Raw genomic sequence first — 21251 nt, 5'->3', positions numbered from 1 at the left:
GGTCGGTCGTTTCCTTTGCGGTTCGGTGGGCTGTACGTCGGTGGGTGTTCGTCAGCGGTCGGGGTGGGCCGCGGCCGCCCGGCGCCGTGACCCGGCGAGGGCCGCGAGGGCGGCCACGGCGAGCAGGGCGGCGACGGCGGCGTAGGCGTGGGAGGTGGTCCCGAGCCCGTACTGCCGGGTGGCGGCGCCCGCGGCGATGGCGGGCAGGCTCATGGAGAGGTAGCTGAGCACGTAGTACGCGGCGAGGGTCGCGGCGCGGTCCCGTTCGGCGAGCGGGGCGAGGAGCAGGCGCAGGGTCCCCTGGGAGACGGCGCCGAAGGCCGCGCCGGCCAGGGCCGCGCCGCCGTGGACGGCGGGGGCTCCGGCGCCGTGCAGTCCGGCCAGGGCGAGGGGCGCGGCCGGCAGGACGGCGAGGCAGCCGAGGGTGACGGCGGTACGGGGGTCGGCGCGGCGCAGGGCCCACACGGTGAGGGTCGCGGTGGCGCTGAGGGTGAAGAAGACCATGCCGCGGGCCGCCTGCGGGGCCTCGGGGGCGGCCAGGCGCACCAGGCCCGGACCGAGGGAGGAGTAGAAGCCGCCCAGGGCCCAGACGGCGACGACGGCGGTGCCGGTGGTCAGCAGGGTGCGACGCGCCGCGGGCGGGAGGGCGAGTCGCGGGCGCAGCGACCGCAGCCCGCCCGGGTGGCGGCGGGCCGTCTCCGCGGTGAAGGCGACGGCGGTCGCCTGGGCCGCGAAGAGCGCCGCCAGCAGCAGGTAGACGGTGGTGGTGGGGGCCGGGGCGAAGCGGACGAGGAGGGTGGAGCCGAGGACGCCCGCCGCCATGCCGGCGACCGGGGCGATGGTGTTGGTCAGGGCGGAGCGTCCGGGGTGCCGGGGGTCGGCCAGGTCGAGGAGGGCCGCGCCGGCGGCGCTGGTGGCCACGCCGGTCGCCGCTCCTTGCAGGAGGCGGGCCGCGGTCAGGGTGCCGGCGCCGTCCGCCGAGGCCAGGAGCAGCATCGAGGCGGCCTCCGCGAGGAGTGCGCCGGCCAGTACGGGGCGCCGTCCCAGGTGGTCGGAGAGCGCACCGGTGGTGAGCAGGGCCGACAGCAGGGCCAGGGAGTACGCGGCGAACACGACTGTGACGGCGAGCGCGGAGAGGCCCCAGCGGTCCTGGTAGAGGGGGTAGAGCGGGGTCGGGGCGCTGGAGGCGGCCAGCAGGGCCGCCAGGACGGACGCGTCGAGGGCGAAGGTCGCCGCGCGGTTCCTCCGGTGGGCGGAGGCGCGCGCCACCGGGCCGGTCAGACGGCCGGTCGGACGGCCGGTCAGGGGGCCTGACAGAAGGCCGGACATGGGACTCCCTCCCGTAAAAGCAATGTGTTTGCGTTAAGTGACGATAGAACCTACAGTCGCACTAACGCAAGCCGTTAGCTTTTAGCTCTCGGCGGGGCGCTCCGCCGTTCCCGCCCGACCGGAAGAGGGATCCTCCAATGTCCTCGCCCGCCCTCACCCCGCCCGAGGCCGCCCGCTGGGCCACCCTGGCCGGACTCCCGCTGCCCGACGACCGCCACGCCGAGGTCGCGGCCACCGCCGAGCACATCCGCTCCGTCGTCGCCGTCCTGCGCGAACTGGACTTCGGGGACACCCCGCCCGGCAGCGCCTACCGCGCGACGCAGGAGCACGCGGGCCACCAGGAGCCGGAGCAGGAGCCGGAGCAGGAGAAGAAGGAGAAGGAGAAGAACGATGCAGCCGCATGAGCTGACCCTCGCCGAGGCCGCCGAGCAGATCCGGGAGCGGCGACTGTCCCCCGTCGAACTGGTCGACTCCGTCCTCGACCGCATCGAGCGGGTGGAGCCGCAGGTCGGGGCCTATGTCACGGTCACCGGGGAGCAGGCCCGCGCCGCGGCCCGCGAGGCCGAGCGGGAGATCGCCCGGGGCCGGTACCGGGGGCCGCTGCACGGCGTCCCGGTCGGCCTCAAGGACCTGATCGACGTCGCCGGCCTGCCGACCACGGCCAGCTCCCGGGTCCGCGCCGACCACCGCGCGAGCGCCGACAGTACGGTCACCGCCCGGCTGCGGGCCGCCGGCGCCGTCCTGGTCGGCAAGACCCACACCCACGAGTTCGCCTACGGCCTGACCACCCCGCAGACCGGCAACGCCTGGGACGCCTCCCGGGTCGCCGGCGGCTCCAGCGGCGGGTCCGCCGTCGCGGTGGCGGCCGGGGCGGCGACCTTCGCGCTCGGCACCGACACCGGCGGCTCGATCCGGGTGCCCGCCGCGCTCAACGGCGTGGTCGGCCTCAAGCCGACGTACGGCCTGGTCCCCCGGCACGGCGTCACCTCGCTGTCCTGGTCCCTGGACCACGTCGGGCCGATCACCCGCACCGTCGAGGACGCCGCCCTCGTCCTGACCGCCCTCGCCGGGCACGACCCGCGCGACCCCGCCTCGCTGGACACCCCCGCCGTCGACCACCGGCCGCAGCGGGACCTCGACCGGGCCGCGGACCTGACGGGCCTGCGCGTCGGCGTGCCGACCAACCACTACTTCGACCACGTCGACCCGGAGGTGGCGGATGCCGTCCACCGGGCCGTCGGCCACCTGGCGGAGCTCGGCGCCCGGCCCGTCGAGGTCGACATCCCGCTGACCCGCTACCTCCAGGCCACCCAGTGGGGCCTGATGGTGCCGGAGGCCACCGCCTACCACGCGCGCACCCTGCGCACCGCCCCCGAGCTGTACGGGGCGGACGTGCGGGTCCTGCTGGAGGCCGGCGAGCTGCTCGGCGCCGGCGACTACCTGCGCGCCCAACGCGCCCGGACCCTGATGCGCGCCGAGTGGGCCCGCGTCCTGGAGGAGGTCGACGTGATCGCCGCCCCGACCGTCCCGATGACCGCGGCCCGGGTCGGCCAGGCCACCGTCACCTGGCCCGACGGCACGGTCGAGGGCGTCTCCGACGCCTACGTCCGCCTCTCCGCCCCGGCGAACATCACCGGGGTGCCCGCCCTGTCCGTCCCGGTCGGCCACGACACGGCGGGCCTGCCCATCGGCCTCCAACTGCTCGGACACCCCCTCGACGAGCGGACCCTGCTGCGGGTGGGCCACGCCTACGAGCGGACGCAGCCGGAGCCGACGCAGCCGGAGCGGGCACAGCCCGCCCGGGCACTCGCGAGCCGGGCCGACCTGCCGAGCGAGCCCCGCTGACCGGGCGTTTCGTCCCTGACTTCTGGGTTCTGGCACAGATCTTGGGGAGCGGTCGCGGAACGTCACCTTGGTGTTCGATTGCGAGGGGCTGGGTCGCGTGAGACCGCGTACGCCTGGCTGCCCGGCAGCCGGAAGTGACGCTCCATCACCTCCTTTGTGGTATCTGCCGTGGTCGGCCGGTGGCGGTGATCGTGCTGGTCATGCAGACCACTGCATCGTTCTGGGACTCGCTCGTGTTCGACGGGATCGACGACTTGGACGTCGAGGCGGTGACCGCCTTGTTCGGTACGGTCGAGGTGGTGGCGCGGGGCCGGGGTGCCGGGGTGCCGGGGTGCCGGGGTGCCGGGGCGGAGTGTCCGGACTGTGGCCGCTTCTCGGACCCGGTGCACGACCGATATCGCCGCAGATTGAAGGATCTTCCGCTCGCTGAGCAGGGCTTCGTGATCCGGTTGGTGGTCCGGCGTTTCATCTGTGGGGCGGCGGACTGTCCGCGTCGGACGTTTGCTGAGCGGTTCTCGCGGCTGGCTGCCCCGTACGCACGGTTCACCACCCGGCTCAACCATGCCCTGGAGCGCGAGGGCTCGCGCTCGCCGGTCGGGCCGGCGCCCGGCTGGCAGCCCAGCTGGGCTTCGGCGCGGGAAGGATGACCTTGTTGCGCAGGGTCATGGCATTGCCCGATCCCGCGTTCAGCACGCCGCGTGTGGGCGTGGACGATTTCGCGATCCGTCGTGGCCAGACCTACTCCACCGTCTTGACCAGCGTCGAAGACCACCGCGTGGTCGATGTGCTCCCGACACGTGAGGCCGGGCCGCTGGCTGCGTGGCTGGTCCGTCACCCCGGCGTGGAGATCATCTGCCGGACCGGGGGGGCGCCTCCGCCGAAGGCGCACGGCGCGGTACCCCTGACGCTCTGCAGGTCGCTGACCGGTTCCCTCTGTGGCAGGGCCTCGGCCGGGCCGTGGAGACCTGCGTCGCCGCCCACCGCGACTGCCTGCGCAACCCATCGCCCAGCAGCATGCTGCCGGAGGCCACCGGACTTGCTTCCGGTCGACCGCAGGACGACTCGGAGCCCGTCGGCCGACGTGCCGAGAGAAACAAGGCGGCACATGCCCAGGTTCACGAGCTCCTGGCCCAAGGCCACTCACGCCGGGCGATCGCCCGACACTTGGGCTGGGGCCTCAACACCGTCCTCCGGCACGCGAACGCCGCACGCTGGCAGGACACCATCCGCGACACCGCCCCCGGCCCAGCAGACTGGACCCCTACAAGCCCTACCTGGAGCGACGCTTCGCCGCGGGATGCACCAGCGTCACCCACCTCCACAGTGAACTCGTTGCCGACAACGCGCCCGTCACCTACCAGATGGACCGCTCCCGCATCACCACCCTCCGCGGGGCTCCGGCCGGCGCGCCGCCGCGACCGCCGACGGTGCGGCAGGTGACCGGCTGGCTCACCCGACACCCCTCGACCCTGAACGAGGAGGACCGGGCCGGCCTGAAGGAGGTCCTGGCCCGCTACCCCGAACTGGACAAGGCCGCCGGACACGTCCGCGACTTCGGCGAGATCCTCACCGACCGCCTCGGCTCCACACTCCCCACCTGGATCGACGCAGTCGACGCCAGCCAGCTACCGGGCCTCACCGGCTTCGCACTCCACCTGCTCCGAGACCTCGACGCCGTGACAGCAGGGCTCACTCTCGACTGGAGCTCCGGCAGCATCGAGGGCGCCGTCAACCGCATCAAGAAGATCAAGCGGCAGCTCTACGGTCGCGCCGGCTTCGAGCTGCTCCGCAAGATGATCCTTCTCCAGTAACACTTCGCGATGTTCCCCAAGAGCCGCGCGAGAACCGGACAGCAGGAACCCCTGCCGCGGCGGGCATATAGCCAGTGCATGCAGGTACCCAGCCGTGGCAGGATGACCTCATGTTGATCCGAAAGGGCGATGCCGCGTAGGCGTCCCAAGGCCGTCCGTGCAGAGCGGTGGCGGCCACGATGGCAGTATCCGGTCCTGAGGGTCCCTGGTGTCTCCGCGCGGACTCGTGCTGCGATCCGCCGGGTCGAGGACCAGGAGATGTGGCCCAACGCGGTCGCCAAGGCAATCTGGCGTTTCGAGTGGGCGCTTAAGCAGCCCGGACGCTACCTGGACGCCTCCGCGTTTGATTCGCCGGGGGTGGGAGATGCCCGTGATGACCTGGAGTGGGCGATGCTGCACCTGCCGCCCGGAGCCAAACGGGACTTGGGCCGATTGATCGCGCGTATCGATGAGGAATTCGAGCGCCGCACCTTGCCGGAGCCCAACTACAGTGAGTGGGCGATGACGCGCTGGTGGTGGACCAGAATGCGTGAACGCTGACGGTCTCCAGGGTCGTGGCCCTCCCTGCAATCGAACGAACCTGTCACCTTCCGCGGCCGCTCCCCAAGATCTGTGCCAGAACCGAGTTCTGAGGTCAGGTTCCATGCCAGGTGGGGGTGGCTTCGCTGGTGAGTCAGCGGGTCATGAGGTTGATCATCGCCACGTGGACCATGGCTTCGGAACGGGCGGGGGAGGGCTTCGTGGTCTCGGGCCAGGCGGCGGTGGTTCATGAGCCAGCCGAAGGTGCGTTTCTGTGGAATCCACGATGTCACGTGGGCGGTGTGGGTTCTGTCAGTGGGATCGGCTTGGATGAGGCACATGTCTGTCCATGAAGTAACCCGTCAGCTGCCGGAGATCTCTACCGTTCGGGATCGCTCCCGCGCCATGGCCGTCCTGGACGCCATCCTGAGCCCGGACTGGGAGTCCCGGTTCTACTCGTTCGACTCCCGGTGGTCGCCGACCGAGGAGATGGCCTCGATGCGTGACGGGTGCGGTAACGACTACTCGATCGTCTTCTCGCCGGCGGGCGCGTATGCCCGTGGCTTCGATCATGAGTCGCCGATGAGTCCGTATCGGGTCACGCCCCCGGTCCCGTGGCCCGGGTTGTTCGACGGGGTGCCGGCGGCATTTCTCCACCACGTTGCGGAGCCTGCGTTCAGCGAAGAGGACGGGACACCGCGGGCAACCGTGTGCTTCTGGCGTGAACAGGCAGGCTCCGCGTGGAGGGCCGGGGCCATCGAGCCCCTGCCGGCGGGGGTGGAGGACGGCGGCAGCGCGGAATGGTTGTTCGACGTTCTGACCGATGGCCGTCCCGAGGCATATCAACAGTTCGCGGAGGAGTACTACGAGGTCGCGGTCGACATCGAGGCCGTTCGTCACGTCTATGCGCTGCGACCTCTCACCCAGAGCGTCGTATCCGCACTGAACCCGGATGTCGACCTCGCCGATCTCGACGATGATCTGACGCAGATCGGATATCCCGTCCCGGGGCCGGAAACGGGCCCCGGGACCTCGTGATCACGTTCGGGCAGGCCCGTGCCTCACCTCGACGACGGACAGCAGGGCCGCCGTGGCTGGCACGCCGATCTGACGCGGAACCTGACCTCCGAACCTCGGGACGAAAACTCCCTGGACCGCCCGACCCGCCTCGGCCAAGATCCTCACGTGACCACCTACCTCGAGTCCGAGCGCCTGATCCTCCGCCCCTTCGCCGCCGCCGATGCGGACCTGCTGATCGAGCTGGACAGCGACCCGGCGGTGATGCGCTACCTGAACGGCGGCACTCCAACCCCGCCGGAGGAGGTCCGCGACCTCGCCATCCCCAGCATCCTCGCCGGCTACGAGCGCTGGAATCATGACCTCGGTCTGTTCGCCGCGCACGAGAAGGACAGCGGCGCGTTCGTCGGCTGGTTCTGCCTGCGCCCGCGGCGCAGCGGCCCGCGCGAGGAGGCCGAACTCGGCTATCGGTTGCGCCAGGCGGCCTGGGGCCGGGGCTACGCCACCGAAGTCTCGCAGGCGCTGCTGGTGAAGGGGTTCGGCGAGCTCGGCATCCGCATGGTCTGGGCCGAGACGATGACCGTGAACCGCCCTTCGCGCAACGTCATGGAGAAGCTCGGGATGACGCTCGCGGAGAACATCCCCACGCCGGACTTCATGATGGCGGTCGAGGGTTCCGAGCTCGGCGGTGTGCGGTACGAGATCACGAAGGAGCAGTGGGAGCGGCGGCAGGCGTAGGCGGCGCGAGGCTGGTGCCGGCCCGAAGCATCGTCCGGTGTGCGTCGACCGGGTGCCGGCCACGCTCGCGCACCTGGGACACGCTCTTCCGCACTCGGCCCTGGCTGCGCTGTCAGGAGTGGACCGCTCCATGCTGTCCGCCGCGATCCGGCAAGGCAGTGGCGCAGCGCTAAACCGGCCGCCTCGAATACTTCGCCGAGACCCAAGCCGCCATAGCCGGCCTGGTCTCCGACCGGTCAGCCCGCCGGGCCACCCGCAGGACGAACAAAGAACTCGTCCTCGCCGCCGACGCCCGCCCGACGTCCTGCCGATCGATCCCAGGCGGATTGGGAACTGCTCAGTCACGCAGACCGTGTATCACCCGGGCCGGAACTCTCGCACTCGATTCAAGGCCCCCAATGAGACGTCCGCTAAACGCAAGAACTGTGCTTTAAAGTGGAGTCATGAGCCGCAAGCAGATGGTCCGCCCCGGCGGGCGCAGCGCCCGGGTCCAGGCCGCGGTGCACTCCGCCGTCCGCGAACTCCTAACCGAGGTGGGCCGGGACGCGCTCACCGTCCCCCTGGTTGCCCAGCGCGCCGAGGTCACCCCGTCGACGATCTACCGCCGCTGGGGCGACCTCGCCGAGCTGCTGTCGGACGTCGCCGTGGAACGTCTGCGCCCCGACGGCGCGCCGGCCGACCACGGCGACCTGCGCGCCGACCTCACCGCCTGGGCCGAACAGTTCCTCGACGAGATGGCCTCCCCCTCGGGCCGCGCCTACACCCGCGACGCCCTGCTCGGCGACCCGGACGGCAGCAACGCCGGCCAGTGCTCCGCCTACGCGGCCGAACAGCTCGACGCCGTCCTCACCCGGGCCACCGACCGCGGCGAGCCCGCCCCCGACGTCGAGACGACCATGGACCGGGTCGTCGCCCCCCTGATGTACCGCATCCTCTTCCGCCCGTCCGGCCTCGACGCCACCTACGCCCAGCGCCTGGTGACCGACCTCCTCGACACCCCCGGGGCGGACCGCACCTGACCTGCCGGGGACGGGCCGGTCAGGTGCGGTCCGGGGCCCCGGGGTCGGGGCGGTCCAGCTCCGCCCTGGTCCTCAGGAACCCGAGGTACGCGGGATCCTCCCCCTCGAAGACCTCGGCCCCGGCACCCATGTACGCCCTGATCAACTCATCCGCAGCACGGTCGTGGTCGCCCAGTTCGAAGGCGGTCTGCCCCAACCGGAGGTGGACGTACGGATTGCCGAGCCCCCCGGGGCACTGGACGGCGTTCCGGAAGCACTTGTGCGCCCGGTCGTGGACGCCCAGCCGGAAGTGCACGTCCCCGATCGCGACGTAGATCCAGGTGGCCGCCGCCCACTGCCGGTGATCGCCCGGCAACAGCCGCAGGGCCTCGACGTAACGCTGCTTGGCCTCGACCAGTTCCGCCGCCCCGAGCAGCGCATCCCCCTCCCGGCACAACCGCCCGATCTCGCCGTGGACCTCCTCGGGCAACTCCATGCCCACCCTCCCGCCTTCCCGCGCCACACTCGCACGCACCTCGACCGTAGATCACCGCCCCGCCGCCGGGCCCCGACGGGGGCACGGTTGGTCGACGACAACACCCCCACCAAGGTTTTCCGCCGCGTTCGCCGGCCCTCGGGGCGGGCGTCATACGACCTTCTCCGGCGAGTCAACTCTCTTGCTGGAGAATAAAGTTGGCGAAATCACCACTCCTCGCCGCACCGTCGGTTGACCGCCCGCACCGCCCGGCGATTGGCTCTCCCCGGTGCCCGCCGTCCGGAAGCGGCGGGCGGTCGCCCCGGGGAGGACACTCCGTCATGCATCCCGTCAATCGCCGCTTCGCCGGCTCCGCCACCGCCCTCGCGGCCGCCACCGCGCTGGCCCTGACCGCCGCCGCACCGGCCCTGGCCACCGCCCCCGCGCAGGCCGGCCAGGAGGCGCGTCGGTCCGCCACCGTCCCGGTCAGCGTCACGCCGAACGGCGCCCAGGCGAACAGCCAGGCCCAGTCGGGGGCCGTCAGCGCCGACGGCCGCTCCGCGGTGTTCACCTCCGCGGCGACCGACCTGGTCGCCCAGCCGTCGAAGGGGGGCACCGACGCGTTCCTGCGGGACCTCGTCGACGGCCGCACCGAGCGGGTCGACCTCGCCGACGACGGCTCCGCGCTCAGCGGCGTCACCGTCGGCGTGGCGGTCTCCGCCGACGGCCGGTACGTCGCCTTCGACACCACCGCCGCGAACGTCGTCCCCGGCGCCCCCGCCACGGGCCGGGAGAACGTCTACGTCCGCGACCGCCTGACCGGGCACACCCGGCTGGTCAGCGCCCCGCAGGGCACCCCGGACCCCGATCCCGGCCACAGCGCGTCGGCGCCGTCCATGAGCGCCGACGGCCGCTACGTCGCACGTCTCCGACCGCACCGACCTCGTCCCGGCCGCCGCACCCGCACCCGCACCCGCAGCGACCACGACGGACAGCGGCGAGCGGCTCCGCCTCCCGAACTACGACTCGAACGTCTACCTCACCGACCTGTGGACGCACACCACCCGGGTGGTGTCCGCCACCGCCGCCGGCGCCGCCTCCCGGGGCCAGTCCGTCAACCCGACGATCAGCGCGGACGGCCGCACCCTCGGGTTCAGCTCGAACGCCACCGACCTGGGCGTCACCGGCGCCCCCGCGCACCGGGCCGACCCGGCCCCGTCGCCGGCCTCGGGGCGGATGCGCGCGGGCACCTACTACACCTACGACGTGCGGTCGCACGCCGTCCTCCCGGTCAGCTACGACCCCACCGGGCACGTCAGCCCCGACGCGACCCTGGACGCGACGCTCAGCCCGAGCGGGCGGTACGCCGTCTACGGCCTGACCGTCCCCGTCGGCGCCCCCGGCGGCGACCGGTACCAGGACCAGCTCTTCGCCCGAGACCTCCATACGGGCGCCCTCATCCCCCTCACCGCCGGCCTGCCCGGCACGGTCTCGACCGCCACCTCCGACAGCGCCCAGGTGACCGGCGACGACCACTGGGCGTACTTCGACTCCTCCGCCACCAACCTGGTGCCCGGCGCACAGCACGAGCACTGGGACGTGTACCGCTACGACCTGCGCACCGGCCGCGTCGAGCGGGTCTCCGACGCCGCGGACGGCTCGCTCGGCAACGGCGACTCCACCACCCCGCACGTGGACGCGCACGGCGGCACCGTCCTGTTCGAGTCCACCAGCCGCAACCTGGTGGCGGGCCCGAGCGCCCCGCCCGCGCCCACGGACCACCAGGTCTTCGCCAGGCGCCCGGCGCACTGACCCCGTCGACCACCTGAGCCCGTCCCGCACCCGGCCCCACCAGCCCCCGCCCCGCCCGCCTGCCCGCCTGCCAGCCCCCGTCCCGCCCGCCGCACCCGCCGCACCCGAAAACCGTGCGACGGCAGGGGCGGCGGGCAGGTTGAATGACCGGCATGTCCAGCGCACCGCAGACTCCCGCCGAAACCGTCGACCACCTCCTCGCCGAGCTCGATCCGCTCGCCCACCCGGCCCGGATGCGGCGGCTCGCCGCCTGGACCAGGGAGCTGCGCCACGGCAACTATCCGGAGCAACTCCGCCCGCTGCTGGCCGAGTTGGACACACGCGGCGCCTACGGTCGAGGACTGGCCGGAGTCGCCGCCACGATCGCCGAGGACGCCGCCTTCGTCGCCGCCCGGCTCACCGATCCCGACCCGGCCGTCAGCCGCCAGGCCTTGAAAGCCGCGCTCCACCTGCCCGTCCCGGACGAGGCGCTGGCCGCGGCGCTGGCCGACGCGCCGGCCGTGCTGCGCCACCGGCTCACCGCCCACATCGTGTCCCGCGGCCGCACCGAGCTGGCGGAACGGCTGCTGGACTCCTTCCGGCAGTCCTGGGGGACGCGGCGGCCGCCAGGCTGCTGCCCGGCTGCGGGCCCGGCACCGTGGCCGAGCTCCTGCCCGGACTGTTCCCGGCCTTCACCAACTGGCACCAGCTGGCCCGCCGCCACCCCGACCTGCTGCTGGACGAACTGGCCCGGCAGCTCGCCGAGTTGCCCGAGTCGGCCCGTACCGCCTGGTGGTACCGCAACGGGGACGCCCTGGCAGCCGTGGCCGGGAACCGGCCGGAGCGGGTGCTGGACCTGCTGGAACGCCACTGCCCCACCCGCCTGCCACAGCCGATGCAGCAGTGCCTGGGCCGGCTGCTGACCGCCGCGCCCGGCCGGACCATCCGGCTGGTCACCGTGCCCGAGCGGGCCGCCACCGCGTCGATCTCCCGCAGCGCGCTGACCCGGGCCGCCCGGCTCGACACGCCCGAGCTGGCGGACCTGGCCCGGGCCTGGAGCACCGCCCCGATGTGGCTCGCCCGGCTGCTGCGCGCCCTGCCGCCGTCCCGCCGCGAGGCGTTCTACGACCACGCCACCGCCGACCGGGACCAGGGCCACCACGACCTGTCCGAGGCCGTGCTCGACGCGCTGCCCCGCCGTCGGGCGCAGGCCGAGGCCCGGCGGATGGCCGAACAGGCCGCCGAGCGCGGCGCCGCGTGGTCCGTCGTGCTGGCCCACGTCGCCCACCTGCCGGTGGCCGAGACCCGGCCGCGGCTGCTCGCGGCCACCCGCCGGCCCGCCGCGGAGGACCGGGCGCTGGCCTACCCGCTGCTGGTGCGCAACGCGGCCCGCTCGGGCGACGCGGCGGCGGTCGGGGAGCTGCTCGCCGAGCTGGCGCGGCTGCGCAACGAGCAGGACCCGGTCCGCTCCCCCGACCTGGTCGCGCTGGCGGCCGTCCCGCCCGCGCTCCTCACCGGCGCGGCGGCCGACGCCCTCACCCGGATCGTCACCGACGCCGTCGAGGCCCGGGACACCTCCTGGCACACCCGCCAGGCACTCTCCGAGCTCGCCCTCGGGGTGCTGCGCGAGCACGCCACGAGCGGCGAACAGGCCCTGCTGGGCTGGGCCCTGGCCGCCCTGCGGCAGCTCTCCGGGGCGCTCGGCAGTATTCCGCTGGGCCGGCTGGACACCACGCTGCGGCGCGGCCAGGAGGTCCAGGTCTTCGAGGCGCTGCGGCCGTGGCTGACGGCCGGCGCGGACAAGGTCGACCACACCCTGACCTTCGCCCTGGCCGGGGCCCTGGGCCGACGCGCCCACCGCCTGCCCGAACTGCAGGAACTCCTGTGGGAGGCCGTCCAGTTCGGCGACAACGCGACCGTCCGGCAGGCCGTCGGCCACTGGCTCGCCGACCCGGCGACCCGGGGCGAGCGGGTGGCCCGGGTCCTGGACCTGGAGCCCTCGGCCGCCGTCCTGCCACAGGTGCTCGTCGTGCTGGCCCGACAGCGCACCGACCTGCTCGACACCGTGCTCGGCGCCACCCCGCCGTACGGGCGCTTCCTGGCGGCGGGGTCCCGCTGGCTGCCGCCGACCGACGGGATCGAGTGCTGGGCGCCCCGGCAACGCGCGGCCGCCGCGCGCCTGTTGGCCGGGGCGGCGGACGACGCCTCGCTGCCCGTGCACACCCGGGCCGGGCACCTGCGCACCCTGGCGGCGATCCCCGAACTCGGTTTCGCCACCGTCCACCGGTACGCCGAGTCCCCGGACACGGTGCTCGCCGAGGCCGCGCTCGGGGCCCTGGTCCGGACGGACCGGCCCGCCGAGGCACTGCCGTTGCTGCTGGCCCACGCGGGCGACGACCGGGCCCGGGTGGCCCTGTACGCGGCCGGGCGGGCCGCCGGCTTCGTCGCGCCCTCGCGACTGGCACCCGTGCTGCGGGAGGCGCTGCTGCCCGGACCGGCCGGCAGCGCCGGGACAGCCGACAGCGCCGGGACGGCCGCCGGCGGCGGGGCGAAGGTCACCAGCCGCAAGGAACTGGTCCGCCTGGTCGCCCGCCTGCTACCGTTGGAGACCGCGCTCACGCTCCTCACCGAGGTGCACGACCGGCCCGAACAGCACCGCGACGTACGGGCGGCCGCCGTGGCCGCCGCCGTCAAGCTGCTCCCCGCGCCCGCGGCCTGGCGGATGCTCGACGGGGCCGCGGCGGGCCCGCCCGTCACCCGGACCGCGGTGCTGCGCACCCGCCCGCTGGACCTGCCTGCCGCCGACCGCCCCCGCTACGCCGCCCTGGTGAGCCGGGTGACGGGCGGTGACGACCCGGAGACCGCCCAGGCCGCGCTCGACCGGCTGGTCTCCTGGGCGCCCTGGTACCCCGAGGCGGAGGACCTCCTGCTGGCGGGCACCGTCGACCTCGCCAACCGCTCCTCCTGGCGGGCCTCGGCGAGCGGTCTCGTGGTGCTGGCCACCGGCGGCACCGGCCGCCGACTGACCGAGGCCCTGACGGGGCTGCTGGCGGGCGAGCACACGGCGGCGGACGAGCTGGACGCGACGGCCGACCGCGACCGGCCGGCCCGGCAACGGATCGACTTCCTGGCGGCCCGACTCGGCGTGGGCGTGGGCGACCGCCCCACCGCGGCAGCCGTCGCAGCGGCCCGGGACGCAGCCGAACTCCTCACCACGGCCCCCGATTTCGCACCCCTCGCCCTGCGCCTGCGGGCCGCCGCCCTGGACCTCGACGCGCCGTACGACAGCCTGCTCGCCGAGCTCGACGCGCTGGCCACCCTCCACGCCGACCGCCCGCCTGACGGCTGTGGCAGCATGCGGCCATGCCCTTCCCGCACCCCGACGGCGACTACGCGATCACCGTGATGTACTCCGTCCCGGACGACGCCTGGTATCTGGAACTGCACCTTGTCGCCGATCAACGAGCTCTTGTGACCGCCGTCGTCCCCGATGAGGACCCGGTGCGGGAGCCAGCGCTGTGCTTCGATCCCCAGAGCGGGCACCTGGACATCCCGTACGTGGTCATGCGCTGGTTCATGGATCAGGTCGAGGAGGAGATCCGAACGTCTCGCGCCTGGATGCGGTTGCGGCCCGAGCTTGTCGAGATCATCCACAAGCTGCGCCAGGAGTACCTGGGTGCCATCGATGATGACGACTTCCCCCGTGTCCTGGCGGAGGTGCGCACCGCTGTCCCAGCGGCCGACCTCCCCGACGTCCTCGCATCTGCCTTCGGGCGGAAGCCGGACGGCACCCCCGTGGGCTCCTGACCTCGTCGCGACGGGACGGGCATCAATGAACCGGCCTGAAGAGGAGATCACGCATCCCCTAGCGTGCCTGAGGCAGTGGACTCGCCGAGTTCCGCGAGAGGTTCGCAGATCCGGCTGGAGGTCGCGGTGTGCCGTTCGACCTCACGAGGCCAGCCGCGTTCGACCGCGTCCTGGACCAGCTCGTGCTCGCGGACCAGCCGCTCCCTCAGTCGCGGAACGTACTCGCTGGTGGTGAAGAACTTCGAGCACCGTAGGTAGAGGTCGCATTCGCACGGTCCTTCGGCCGGGGTGCGCAGGCAGTGGCCGAGTTCGAGTTCGGTCTTGAAGAAGTTGGTCTTCAGCCAGTGGACGGTTTCCTCGCCGAGCTGGTTGGCCAGGAGTGCCTCGGCGGCCGGGCCAGCGATGCGTCCGCCGGCGGCGATGACCTTTTCGTACTGCTCTTTGAGCACGGGGTCGCTGATGTGCGAGTAGGTTGCTGACATCTGCGCGCTGCGGTGGCCCAGGATGGCCATGATGGTCTGGATCTGGGCACCGCCCTCGGCGAGCTGGGTGCCGACGGAATGCCGGAACCTGTGCGCGGTGACTGTGTGGTTTCCGTCGCCGTCGAGGAGCCCGGCCTTGCGGCAGGCGATCTCCAGGGCGTCGTCGAAGAGGAAGAACCTGCCCATCGGCTTGCCTCGGCGCATGAACACGTAGCGGACCGGCCGCTGGGCCCACGGGTCGTGGCGGGCGGCGGCGTTGCCGGCCTTGGCGGTCTCGATCAGGCTCCGCAGTGCGTCGGCGGCCTGCGGGTGCAGCGGGATCATGCGTTCGGTGTAGGTCTTGCCGACAGGGATCCGTAGCCGGGGATAGCCGTCGGGATAGGCGTCGAGGTGTCGACGGTCAGCCAATTCCCCAGGTCAAACGCCAGACAATTCCCCACCCTCTCGCGTCTGGCCGGTGATCTGAAGGCGGTCCCGGAGGCGCTCAGTCGTCCTCCGCGCCTGCACTGGCTTCCCATGCGGCAGTGACACATCCTTCTTCCCAGTGCCACCGACCCTGCGCCTCGCCGTGTTCCAACAGCGTTCGGATCCGCTGGATGTCCGCTTCCGGCGGGATCTTCAGCGCGACCATCCGGAACTGCTCGATGCCCTCGCCGGTGGCGCCGAACTGGTGGAAGGTCTCCAGCACGGTCTGCCGGGCAGCGGCAGAGCCGCCGCCCTCGAGCACGATCAACCGGATGGTGCAGTTCTCCGAGGCATGAACGGTCTCCGTTGCCCAGCGCAGGCCGTCATCATCGACGCTCACGCGGATGACGTCGCCGCTCGCGACGCCGCGGACGAACCAGGGGGTGTTGTCGAGACGCACCGTTCCGTCGCCAAGGTCCACTGCCCACAGGCTCTCGACGCTTGCCGGCGGCCAGCCGTCCTCGTCGACCTCCATCCGGAAGTGGACCTTCACCTGGGCGTCGCTGATGTTCGTCACCGCACCATCATCCACGTGGGCCGGCGGGGCCGGAACGCGGGGCTGCGGGCAGCGGTCAGCTGAGCACTCCGTGGCGCCGGTCAGAGTGTCTGAGGCTTCTCGGCGGGATTCCTCGGGCGCTTGTTGGGCCGGTAGCTGGGGCCGTTCATGATGACCTGGTGGCTGGTGTTGATCAGCCGGTCCAGCAGCGACTCGGCGACGACGGGGTTGGGGAAGAGGGGATACCAGTCGCTGGGGGCCCGGTTGCTGGTGATGATCAGCGAGCGCCCCTGCCGCTCGGAGACCAGCTCGTAGAGGTCGTCGGCCTGGGCCGCGCTCAGCTGCCGCATGGCGAAGTCGTCCAGGATGAGGACGTCGGGTCGGATCAGCTCTCGCATGCGCTTGTCCCAGGTGCGGTCCGCGTGGCCGCCGGCGAGCTCGGCCAGGACCCGGCTGATCTTCGTGAAGCGGACGTTCGCGCCCTGTCGGACAGCGAGGTGACCGAGGGCCTGGGCGACGTGTGTCTTACCGACGCCCACCGGGCCGAAGAGGATCACCGACTCGCCTGCGTGGAGCCAGCGCAGAGCGGCCAAGTCGCGGATCTGGGCCGCGGGCAGCTTCGGGGAAGCGGCGAAGTCGAACTCCTCCAGAGTGACCTGCTGCTCAAACTTCGCCTTCTGCAAGCGCCGTTGGAAAGCGACCGTCTCGCGACGGGTGATCTCGTCCTGGCAGAGGACCTGAAGGAAGTCCAAGTGGCCGAGTTCACCACCCTGGGCCTGGATCAGCCGCGCATCCAGGGTCTCCAGCATTCCCGACAGCCGAAGGGCCTTGAGCGACTCACGCAGGGCGGTGTCCATCACGCTCATCGAGCGGCCTCCTCGGCGTCGTCGGCGTCAGCGTGGCCCGGGGTGCCCTCAGGCTCGCCGGAGGTCTGGGTGGGGATGCTCGTGGCGAACAGTCCCTCGGGGCCGTGGAGGAAGGCCGCGGCCCCGGCGTCGCCGGTCTCCGGCTCGGGGTCGGTCTCGGTGCCCGCGATCAGGATGCCCTTGATGGTGCGGTAGGACGGGTCACCGACCGCGATGGCCTTGGTGCAGGCCGCCTCCAGCCGCTGGTCGCCGTACTCTTCCGCAGCCCGAGGATCCCCTGGGCAGCGCGGAGCCGGTAGAGCGCGTTGACCTCCAGCAGCTGGTCGCTCACCTCCCGGCAGGCGTCGCCGACCTCGGAGGACTGGCTTCGGCACCAGATCGGCGTCTTCATCTGGAAGGCGATCTTCTCCGGCGGGTAGCCGTTCTTGTCCGTGCGCTTGCCCTGGTCGAGTGCGGCGTGGGTCTTGACCAGCTCGCCCTCATGGAAGACCTGGACCATAGTGGCGGTGGAGCGGACGTCGACCTTGCGGCCGATCAGCTTCCATGGCACCGAGTAGAGGGTGCGGCCGACCTTGATGTGGATGTCAGGGCCCACTGCGGCTGTGGACCAGCGGGCCAGCACGAACGGCTTGTCCGGCAACGGCAGCAGGGCCTTGGACTCCACCGCTTCGAACACCGACAGCGGACTCGCGCCGCCCAGCGGTCGGCACTGCCTGCGGCCGGCGGTGCCAGTCGACCACGTCAGGGCCTCGGCCTGCATCTGAAATCGCTGACCGTTCACACGCCTGGATGAGCGTACGGGCGATCCAGCGCTCGACCGGCCCCAAGGGACTGCACTGGATCGACGGCGCCGCACACGTCGACCTCTACGACAAGGAGCGGTACGTCGCCCCCGCCATCGCGAAACTGGCCGACTTCTTCGGCACCCACCTGGCCGCGGCCGGGTAGCCACACCCCGGGAGCCGACCGGCGGGCCGACCGGTCGGTCGTGTGCATCCGCAGGCAGGCCTCCGTGCGCTCACGGCACCGCCGCACGCCTCCGGCGGCGCCAGCGTGCGGGATCACAACGCATGCCCGTCCTCCGCGCCGCAGTCGCTCGCGCACCCCGCGTGGCGGGAGTGGTGTTGGCCGGACTCGGCCTGGCGGTTGGACTCTCGGCCTCACCCGCCGTAGCCGCGACCGAAGGCGGCTGGATCAACGAGGGCGGCCCCGCGCGGTCCCCGTCGGCCATGACGGCTATCTGGCACGACAACGGGACCTACGAGGCCACCCGCGGCGAGGACGACCGGATCTGGTGGCGGCACGGCGCCCGGCGGCAGATGCCGGGCAACGCCCGCACCCGCCTCCCGCCCACGCTGGCGGTCGGCGACGTGGACGCCCGCGCCCAGCGCCTGGTCATGTTCCGCGTCGGCGACGACGGCCACGCCTACTACAACCTCCTCTTGGACCGGAACTCCAACCGGTGGTCCGGCTGGAGCAGGGTCCCCGGCCCCCTATACCTCACTTCCGGCCCGACTGGGAGGCCGAACAGGAGTTCTACGTCTCACGGAGCCTGATGAACACGCTTCGCGTCGCCCGCATCCGCCCGGACGACGGCCGGAACACCCGCTACACCGAACTGCCCGGCGACGGCCTCGGCGTCGGGCGGTCAGCGGTGGTTGACGATGACGGAGATGCCCCAGCCGATCGCCGCAAGCACCACCGCGAAGACCAGTCCGGCCAGGGCGTAGCCGACCGGCCCGGCGGTGGGCCGGTCGGCCGAACCCTCAGCACCGGTCGGATTGAGCAGGCGCAGGCCGAGGGCGAACAGCGCGGGCAGGCCGGCGCCGGTGAGCAGCCCCACCACGACGATCCGCCACAGCGCGTCCAGGTTGACCCAGGAGTTCACGGGCCCACCTCGTCCTTGGCCTTGACCGGCTCCGGGGCCACCGAACCGGTCCATGCGGCATTGACGTTCTCCGGCGTCACCGGCGGGTAGCGGGAGGCGGCGAAGAAGGCGGTCGACGCCAGTACCAGCACGACGAGGATCACCACCACCCCGGCCGTTCCGCCGATCCCGTTCGCGACCCAGTAGGCCACCGCGCCGGCCGCTGCGGCGGCCGGGAGGGTGAGCAGCCAGGCCGTGGCCATCCGGTGGGCCAGCTGCCAACGAACCGCCGCGCCCCTCCGGCCGATCCCCGAGCCCAGGATCGACCCGGTGGCCACGTGCGTGGTGGACAGCGAGTAGCCGAAGTCGGTGGAGCAGAGGATCACGGCGGCCGAGGCCGACTCGGCGGCCATCCCCTGCGGCGGTTCGATCTCCACCAGCCCCTTGCCCAGCGCGCGGATCACCCGCCAACCGCCGACGTAGGTGCCCAGGGCGATCGCCACCGCGCAGGAGACGACCACCCAGTCCGGTGCCCGCGCTCCGGTCGGCAGGGTGCCGTTGGCGATCAGGGCCAGGGTGATGGCGCCCATGGTCTTCTGCGCGTCGTTGGTGCCGTGGGCGAGCGAGACCATCGAGGCCGAGCCGATCTGGCCCAGCCGGAACCCGCGCCCGCGCGGGCCCTCGGGCACGCCGCGGGTGAGGCGGTAGACCAGAAGGGTGCCGGCCACGGCCACCCCGCCGGCGATGAACGGCGACAGCGCGGCGGGCACGACCACCTTGGAGACCAGCCCCTGCCATTTGACCGCCGAGACCCCGGCCGCCGCCACCGTCGCCCCGACCACCCCGCCGATCAGCGCGTGCGAGGAACTGGAGGGGATCCCGAGGAACCAGGTGGCCAGGTTCCACAGGATGCTGCCGGTCAGACCGGCGCACACCACGGTCAGGGTCACCTGCCCGCTGGCGACCAGGCCGTTGGCGATGGTCGCCGCCACAGCGGTCGACAGGAACGCGCCGACCAGGTTCAGCACCGCCGACACCGCGACCGCGACGCGCGGCGGGAGCGCGCCGGTGACGATCGAGGTCGCCATCGCGTTGCCGGTGTCGTGGAAGCCGTTGGTGAAGTCGAAGCCCAGCGCCGTGACCACCATCAGCGCCAGGACCGCGTCGTTGCCGGTCACGGGCCCGAACCTAACCCGCGCACCGGGACCCGGCCGGTCCGCCGACGACCCGGCACGCCGAACGGCGAACAGCCGCCATCCGGTCGGGCCAACATCGCACGGCCATACCGCCTCACCTGCCGTACGGGCCCTGCTCCCGGATCGGAGCCGGTGAGCCCTCCCCCGTTGCCGTCTCGCCCCGGGAGGCCACCGACCGGCTCGCCGTCCGGTGGCCGTCCCGGTCTGCCACGGGGGTGTTCCACCCCAATACCCAGCCACGCCCCTCAGGTCATCAGCGCATGTGTGTCCCGCCGTTGATGTCGAAGGTGGCGCCGGTGACGTACCCGGCGTCTACGTTGACGGTGACCCCGTACGGGGCCAGCTCCCGGGCGAAGACCTTGGTGAGCGCCAGGACGCCGGCCTTGGCCGCGGAGTAGTGCGCGCCGGCGAGCGTCCCGCCCTGCTGGCCCGCCAGGGAGGACAGGTTGATGACGCGACCCCAGCCGCGTTCCCGCATCGGCGCCGCGCAGAGCCGGGTCAGCACGAGGACGCTGCGGAGGTTGGTCGTCATGACGGCGTCCCACTCGTCCAGTGCGATGTCCCAGACCGATCCCGGCACAGTGCGGGCGGCGTTGTTGACCAGGATGTCGGGCGCGTGCCACCTTCCCGCGACCTCCCCCAGCGCCGCTTCCACCGCCGCGGTGTCGTCCACGTCGACGGTCAGCGCCAGCGCGCTGCCCAGCCCGGGGTCGAGCCCTCGGGCGACTTCGGCCACGGCGTCTCCGTCGCGGTCGAGCAAGGCGACCCGCAGCCCGATCGCGTGCAGTCGGGTGGCGATCGCCGCGCCGAGGCCGCGCCCCGCGCCGGTGACCAGGGCCACCCGCGGTGCTCCCGAACCGGGCCTGTCGTCGGCGGCGCCCACGCCGCCGGTTGCTGTCTCGGACACGCGAGGGTGTAGAGGCTGGGCAGGTCGTCCTGGCGGACCGCGGCGAGCCATTCCAGGAGCCGTTCGCCCTGGCGTTCCGTCAGCATGACGGCGAAGGTGCGGGCGTGCCGGGTCAGGGCGTCCAGCTCGGGGCAGCCGGCCAGGACCGTCTTGAGCTGGAGCTGCTCGGACTCGGAGAGCGCCGTGGGCTGCCGGAGGATCCAGCCGGCGACGGTACGGGGCGACGGCGGCTGGGCGGCACCGGCCGTGGCGAGGTCCGCTTCTACCGCAGACAGGCACTGACGCGCTGGTAGCTGCCCTTGCAGCCGAGCGGGACGATCTCCTCCCAGAGCTTCCAGGAATTGGTGCAGCCGTCGTTCCAGCGGTCGTCGAGGTAGGGCTTGTAGTCGTCGAGGACGGATGGGCGGTTCTGCCACTGACCCTGGAAGAACTCCTCCGGGTTCGCGGCGTCGGCCAGGGCCTTGACCATGCGGTAGGTCATGCCGAGCTGCCGTTGGACGGCGCGTCTGCCGTGGCCCGCGGCAAGCAGGGTGTGCACCTCGGCGTGACGGGCCCGGGTCCGGTCGGCGAACCGGAAGCCCGTTGGCCAGGGCTGGTCCACGTTCTCCTCTTGGGCCAGGAACTGCATCTTGCGCATCGACG

23 protein-coding genes and 1 pseudogene are annotated in these 21251 nt (G+C 72.6%); 13 read left to right on the top strand and 11 right to left on the bottom strand.

The annotated features are described in order from the left end of the window. Positions 1-51: 51 nt before the first annotated feature. Positions 52-1329 carry an MFS transporter gene (locus tag ACFWXO_RS03215; protein ID WP_380521791.1) on the bottom strand — a complete coding sequence of 426 codons (1278 nt, stop codon included), beginning with the start codon at positions 1327-1329 and terminating at the stop codon, positions 52-54. A 137-nt stretch (positions 1330-1466) separates the two neighbouring features. Between ACFWXO_RS03215 and ACFWXO_RS03210 the strand changes: the two genes are divergently transcribed. The 5 genes from ACFWXO_RS03210 to ACFWXO_RS03190 all read left to right on the top strand — a co-directional run bounded on the left by ACFWXO_RS03210 (position 1467) and on the right by ACFWXO_RS03190 (position 5525). Beyond that, positions 1467-1733 carry a hypothetical protein gene (locus ACFWXO_RS03210; protein ID WP_380521790.1) on the top strand — a complete coding sequence of 89 codons (267 nt, stop codon included), beginning with the start codon at positions 1467-1469 and terminating at the stop codon, positions 1731-1733. Further along, positions 1720-3174 (top strand): amidase, encoded by a 1455-nt coding sequence (locus tag ACFWXO_RS03205; RefSeq protein ID WP_380521788.1) that lies wholly within the window; start codon positions 1720-1722, stop codon positions 3172-3174. The genes ACFWXO_RS03210 and ACFWXO_RS03205 overlap by 14 nt, the downstream gene beginning before the upstream one ends. Before the next feature lie 179 nt (positions 3175-3353). After that, positions 3354-3821 carry a transposase family protein gene (locus tag ACFWXO_RS03200; protein WP_380521786.1) on the top strand — a complete coding sequence of 156 codons (468 nt, stop codon included), beginning with the start codon at positions 3354-3356 and terminating at the stop codon, positions 3819-3821. Positions 3822-4535: 714 nt separating this feature from the next. Next, a complete protein-coding gene (locus ACFWXO_RS03195) occupies positions 4536-4985 on the top strand; it encodes a transposase (protein WP_380521785.1) in 450 nt (149 codons plus the stop codon). Positions 4986-5243: 258 nt separating this feature from the next. Next, positions 5244-5525, top strand: coding sequence for a hypothetical protein (locus ACFWXO_RS03190; RefSeq protein ID WP_375884166.1), 282 nt, complete (start codon positions 5244-5246; stop codon positions 5523-5525). 133 nt (positions 5526-5658) lie between these two features. Here ACFWXO_RS03190 and ACFWXO_RS03185 read toward each other — a convergent pair. Continuing rightward, positions 5659-5773 (bottom strand): annotated as a pseudogene (locus ACFWXO_RS03185) (IS5/IS1182 family transposase); the annotation flags it as partial. A gap of 136 nt (positions 5774-5909) precedes the next feature. On the opposite strand from ACFWXO_RS03185, the gene ACFWXO_RS03180 reads away from it, so the two are divergent. The 3 genes from ACFWXO_RS03180 (at position 5910) to ACFWXO_RS03170 (ending at position 8278) form a co-directional block, all read left to right on the top strand. Further along, complete coding sequence (locus tag ACFWXO_RS03180) at positions 5910-6542, top strand: hypothetical protein (RefSeq protein WP_380521783.1); 633 nt, start codon at positions 5910-5912, stop codon at positions 6540-6542. Between the two features lie 147 nt (positions 6543-6689). Beyond that, positions 6690-7259 (top strand): GNAT family N-acetyltransferase, encoded by a 570-nt coding sequence (locus ACFWXO_RS03175; RefSeq protein WP_380521781.1) that lies wholly within the window; start codon positions 6690-6692, stop codon positions 7257-7259. 458 nt (positions 7260-7717) lie between these two features. Continuing rightward, positions 7718-8278, top strand: a complete 561-nt coding sequence (locus ACFWXO_RS03170) for a TetR/AcrR family transcriptional regulator (RefSeq protein WP_380521913.1) — start codon at positions 7718-7720, stop codon at positions 8276-8278. A gap of 19 nt (positions 8279-8297) precedes the next feature. Here ACFWXO_RS03170 and ACFWXO_RS03165 read toward each other — a convergent pair whose 3' ends face one another. Next, positions 8298-8753: a tetratricopeptide repeat protein gene (locus tag ACFWXO_RS03165; protein WP_380521779.1), complete on the bottom strand. Its 456-nt coding sequence runs from the start codon at positions 8751-8753 to the stop codon at positions 8298-8300. Positions 8754-9803: 1050 nt separating this feature from the next. On the opposite strand from ACFWXO_RS03165, the gene ACFWXO_RS03160 reads away from it, so the two are divergent. The 3 genes from ACFWXO_RS03160 to ACFWXO_RS03150 all read left to right on the top strand — a co-directional run bounded on the left by ACFWXO_RS03160 (position 9804) and on the right by ACFWXO_RS03150 (position 14330). Continuing rightward, complete coding sequence (locus ACFWXO_RS03160; RefSeq protein WP_380521778.1) at positions 9804-10544, top strand: hypothetical protein; 741 nt, start codon at positions 9804-9806, stop codon at positions 10542-10544. A gap of 637 nt (positions 10545-11181) precedes the next feature. Next, entirely contained in the window at positions 11182-13929 is a 2748-nt protein-coding gene (locus ACFWXO_RS03155; RefSeq protein WP_380521776.1) for a hypothetical protein, read from the top strand. Further along, on the top strand, positions 13887-14330 hold the full coding sequence (locus ACFWXO_RS03150; protein ID WP_380521774.1) for a hypothetical protein: 444 nt from the start codon (positions 13887-13889) through the stop codon (positions 14328-14330). The genes ACFWXO_RS03155 and ACFWXO_RS03150 overlap by 43 nt, the downstream gene beginning before the upstream one ends. 47 nt (positions 14331-14377) lie before the next feature. Here the strand turns inward: ACFWXO_RS03150 and ACFWXO_RS03145 are convergent, their stop codons facing one another. From ACFWXO_RS03145 to ACFWXO_RS03130, 4 genes are all read right to left on the bottom strand, one after another. Continuing rightward, positions 14378-15220, bottom strand: coding sequence for a tyrosine-type recombinase/integrase (locus tag ACFWXO_RS03145; RefSeq protein WP_380521772.1), 843 nt, complete (start codon positions 15218-15220; stop codon positions 14378-14380). Between the two features lie 76 nt (positions 15221-15296). After that, entirely contained in the window at positions 15297-15794 is a 498-nt protein-coding gene (locus ACFWXO_RS03140; RefSeq protein WP_380521770.1) for a DUF4265 domain-containing protein, read from the bottom strand. An 80-nt stretch (positions 15795-15874) separates the two neighbouring features. After that, positions 15875-16639, bottom strand: a complete 765-nt coding sequence (gene istB, locus ACFWXO_RS03135) for an IS21-like element helper ATPase IstB (protein WP_380521768.1) — start codon at positions 16637-16639, stop codon at positions 15875-15877. 169 nt (positions 16640-16808) lie between these two features. Next, complete coding sequence (locus ACFWXO_RS03130) at positions 16809-17399, bottom strand: hypothetical protein (protein WP_380521766.1); 591 nt, start codon at positions 17397-17399, stop codon at positions 16809-16811. Between the two features lie 29 nt (positions 17400-17428). Between ACFWXO_RS03130 and ACFWXO_RS03125 the strand changes: the two genes are divergently transcribed. After that, positions 17429-17587 (top strand): hypothetical protein, encoded by a 159-nt coding sequence (locus ACFWXO_RS03125; RefSeq protein WP_380521764.1) that lies wholly within the window; start codon positions 17429-17431, stop codon positions 17585-17587. Positions 17588-17868: 281 nt separating this feature from the next. After that, positions 17869-18195 carry a hypothetical protein gene (locus ACFWXO_RS03120; protein WP_380521762.1) on the top strand — a complete coding sequence of 109 codons (327 nt, stop codon included), beginning with the start codon at positions 17869-17871 and terminating at the stop codon, positions 18193-18195. A gap of 92 nt (positions 18196-18287) precedes the next feature. Here the strand turns inward: ACFWXO_RS03120 and ACFWXO_RS03115 are convergent, their stop codons facing one another. The 4 genes from ACFWXO_RS03115 to ACFWXO_RS03100 form a co-directional block, all read right to left on the bottom strand. Then, complete coding sequence (locus ACFWXO_RS03115) at positions 18288-18527, bottom strand: hypothetical protein (protein ID WP_380521760.1); 240 nt, start codon at positions 18525-18527, stop codon at positions 18288-18290. After that, positions 18524-19684, bottom strand: coding sequence for an anion permease (locus ACFWXO_RS03110; RefSeq protein WP_380521758.1), 1161 nt, complete (start codon positions 19682-19684; stop codon positions 18524-18526). Before ACFWXO_RS03110 ends, ACFWXO_RS03115 begins: the two co-directional genes overlap by 4 nt. 271 nt (positions 19685-19955) lie before the next feature. After that, on the bottom strand, positions 19956-20609 hold the full coding sequence (locus tag ACFWXO_RS03105; RefSeq protein ID WP_380521756.1) for an SDR family oxidoreductase: 654 nt from the start codon (positions 20607-20609) through the stop codon (positions 19956-19958). A gap of 262 nt (positions 20610-20871) precedes the next feature. Next, on the bottom strand, positions 20872-21246 hold the full coding sequence (locus ACFWXO_RS03100) for a hypothetical protein (RefSeq protein ID WP_380521754.1): 375 nt from the start codon (positions 21244-21246) through the stop codon (positions 20872-20874). Positions 21247-21251: the final 5 nt, after the last annotated feature.

The sequence above is a fragment of the Kitasatospora sp. NPDC059088 genome (assembly GCF_042738155.1).
Classification (GTDB): domain Bacteria; phylum Actinomycetota; class Actinomycetes; order Streptomycetales; family Streptomycetaceae; genus Kitasatospora.
Note: the sequence above shows the minus strand (reverse complement) of the source record. Positions and strands in the feature narration are given on the sequence as shown.

Coding starts and splice junctions, on each gene's coding strand:
- ACFWXO_RS03130 (WP_380521766.1), bottom strand. CDS start 17,399: ATGCAGGCCGAGGCCCTGACGTGGTCGACTGGCACCGCCGGCCGCAGG.
- ACFWXO_RS03190 (WP_375884166.1), top strand. CDS start 5,244: ATGTGGCCCAACGCGGTCGCCAAGGCAATCTGGCGTTTCGAGTGGGCG.
- ACFWXO_RS03205 (WP_380521788.1), top strand. CDS start 1,720: ATGCAGCCGCATGAGCTGACCCTCGCCGAGGCCGCCGAGCAGATCCGG.
- ACFWXO_RS03100 (WP_380521754.1), bottom strand. CDS start 21,246: ATGCGCAAGATGCAGTTCCTGGCCCAAGAGGAGAACGTGGACCAGCCC.
- ACFWXO_RS03170 (WP_380521913.1), top strand. CDS start 7,718: ATGGTCCGCCCCGGCGGGCGCAGCGCCCGGGTCCAGGCCGCGGTGCAC.
- ACFWXO_RS03215 (WP_380521791.1), bottom strand. CDS start 1,329: ATGTCCGGCCTTCTGTCAGGCCCCCTGACCGGCCGTCCGACCGGCCGT.
- istB (WP_380521768.1), bottom strand. CDS start 16,639: ATGAGCGTGATGGACACCGCCCTGCGTGAGTCGCTCAAGGCCCTTCGG.
- ACFWXO_RS03180 (WP_380521783.1), top strand. CDS start 5,910: ATGGCCGTCCTGGACGCCATCCTGAGCCCGGACTGGGAGTCCCGGTTC.
- ACFWXO_RS03195 (WP_380521785.1), top strand. CDS start 4,536: ATGGACCGCTCCCGCATCACCACCCTCCGCGGGGCTCCGGCCGGCGCG.
- ACFWXO_RS03210 (WP_380521790.1), top strand. CDS start 1,467: ATGTCCTCGCCCGCCCTCACCCCGCCCGAGGCCGCCCGCTGGGCCACC.
- ACFWXO_RS03125 (WP_380521764.1), top strand. CDS start 17,429: ATGAGCGTACGGGCGATCCAGCGCTCGACCGGCCCCAAGGGACTGCAC.
- ACFWXO_RS03120 (WP_380521762.1), top strand. CDS start 17,869: ATGACGGCTATCTGGCACGACAACGGGACCTACGAGGCCACCCGCGGC.
- ACFWXO_RS03165 (WP_380521779.1), bottom strand. CDS start 8,753: ATGGAGTTGCCCGAGGAGGTCCACGGCGAGATCGGGCGGTTGTGCCGG.
- ACFWXO_RS03150 (WP_380521774.1), top strand. CDS start 13,887: ATGCCCTTCCCGCACCCCGACGGCGACTACGCGATCACCGTGATGTAC.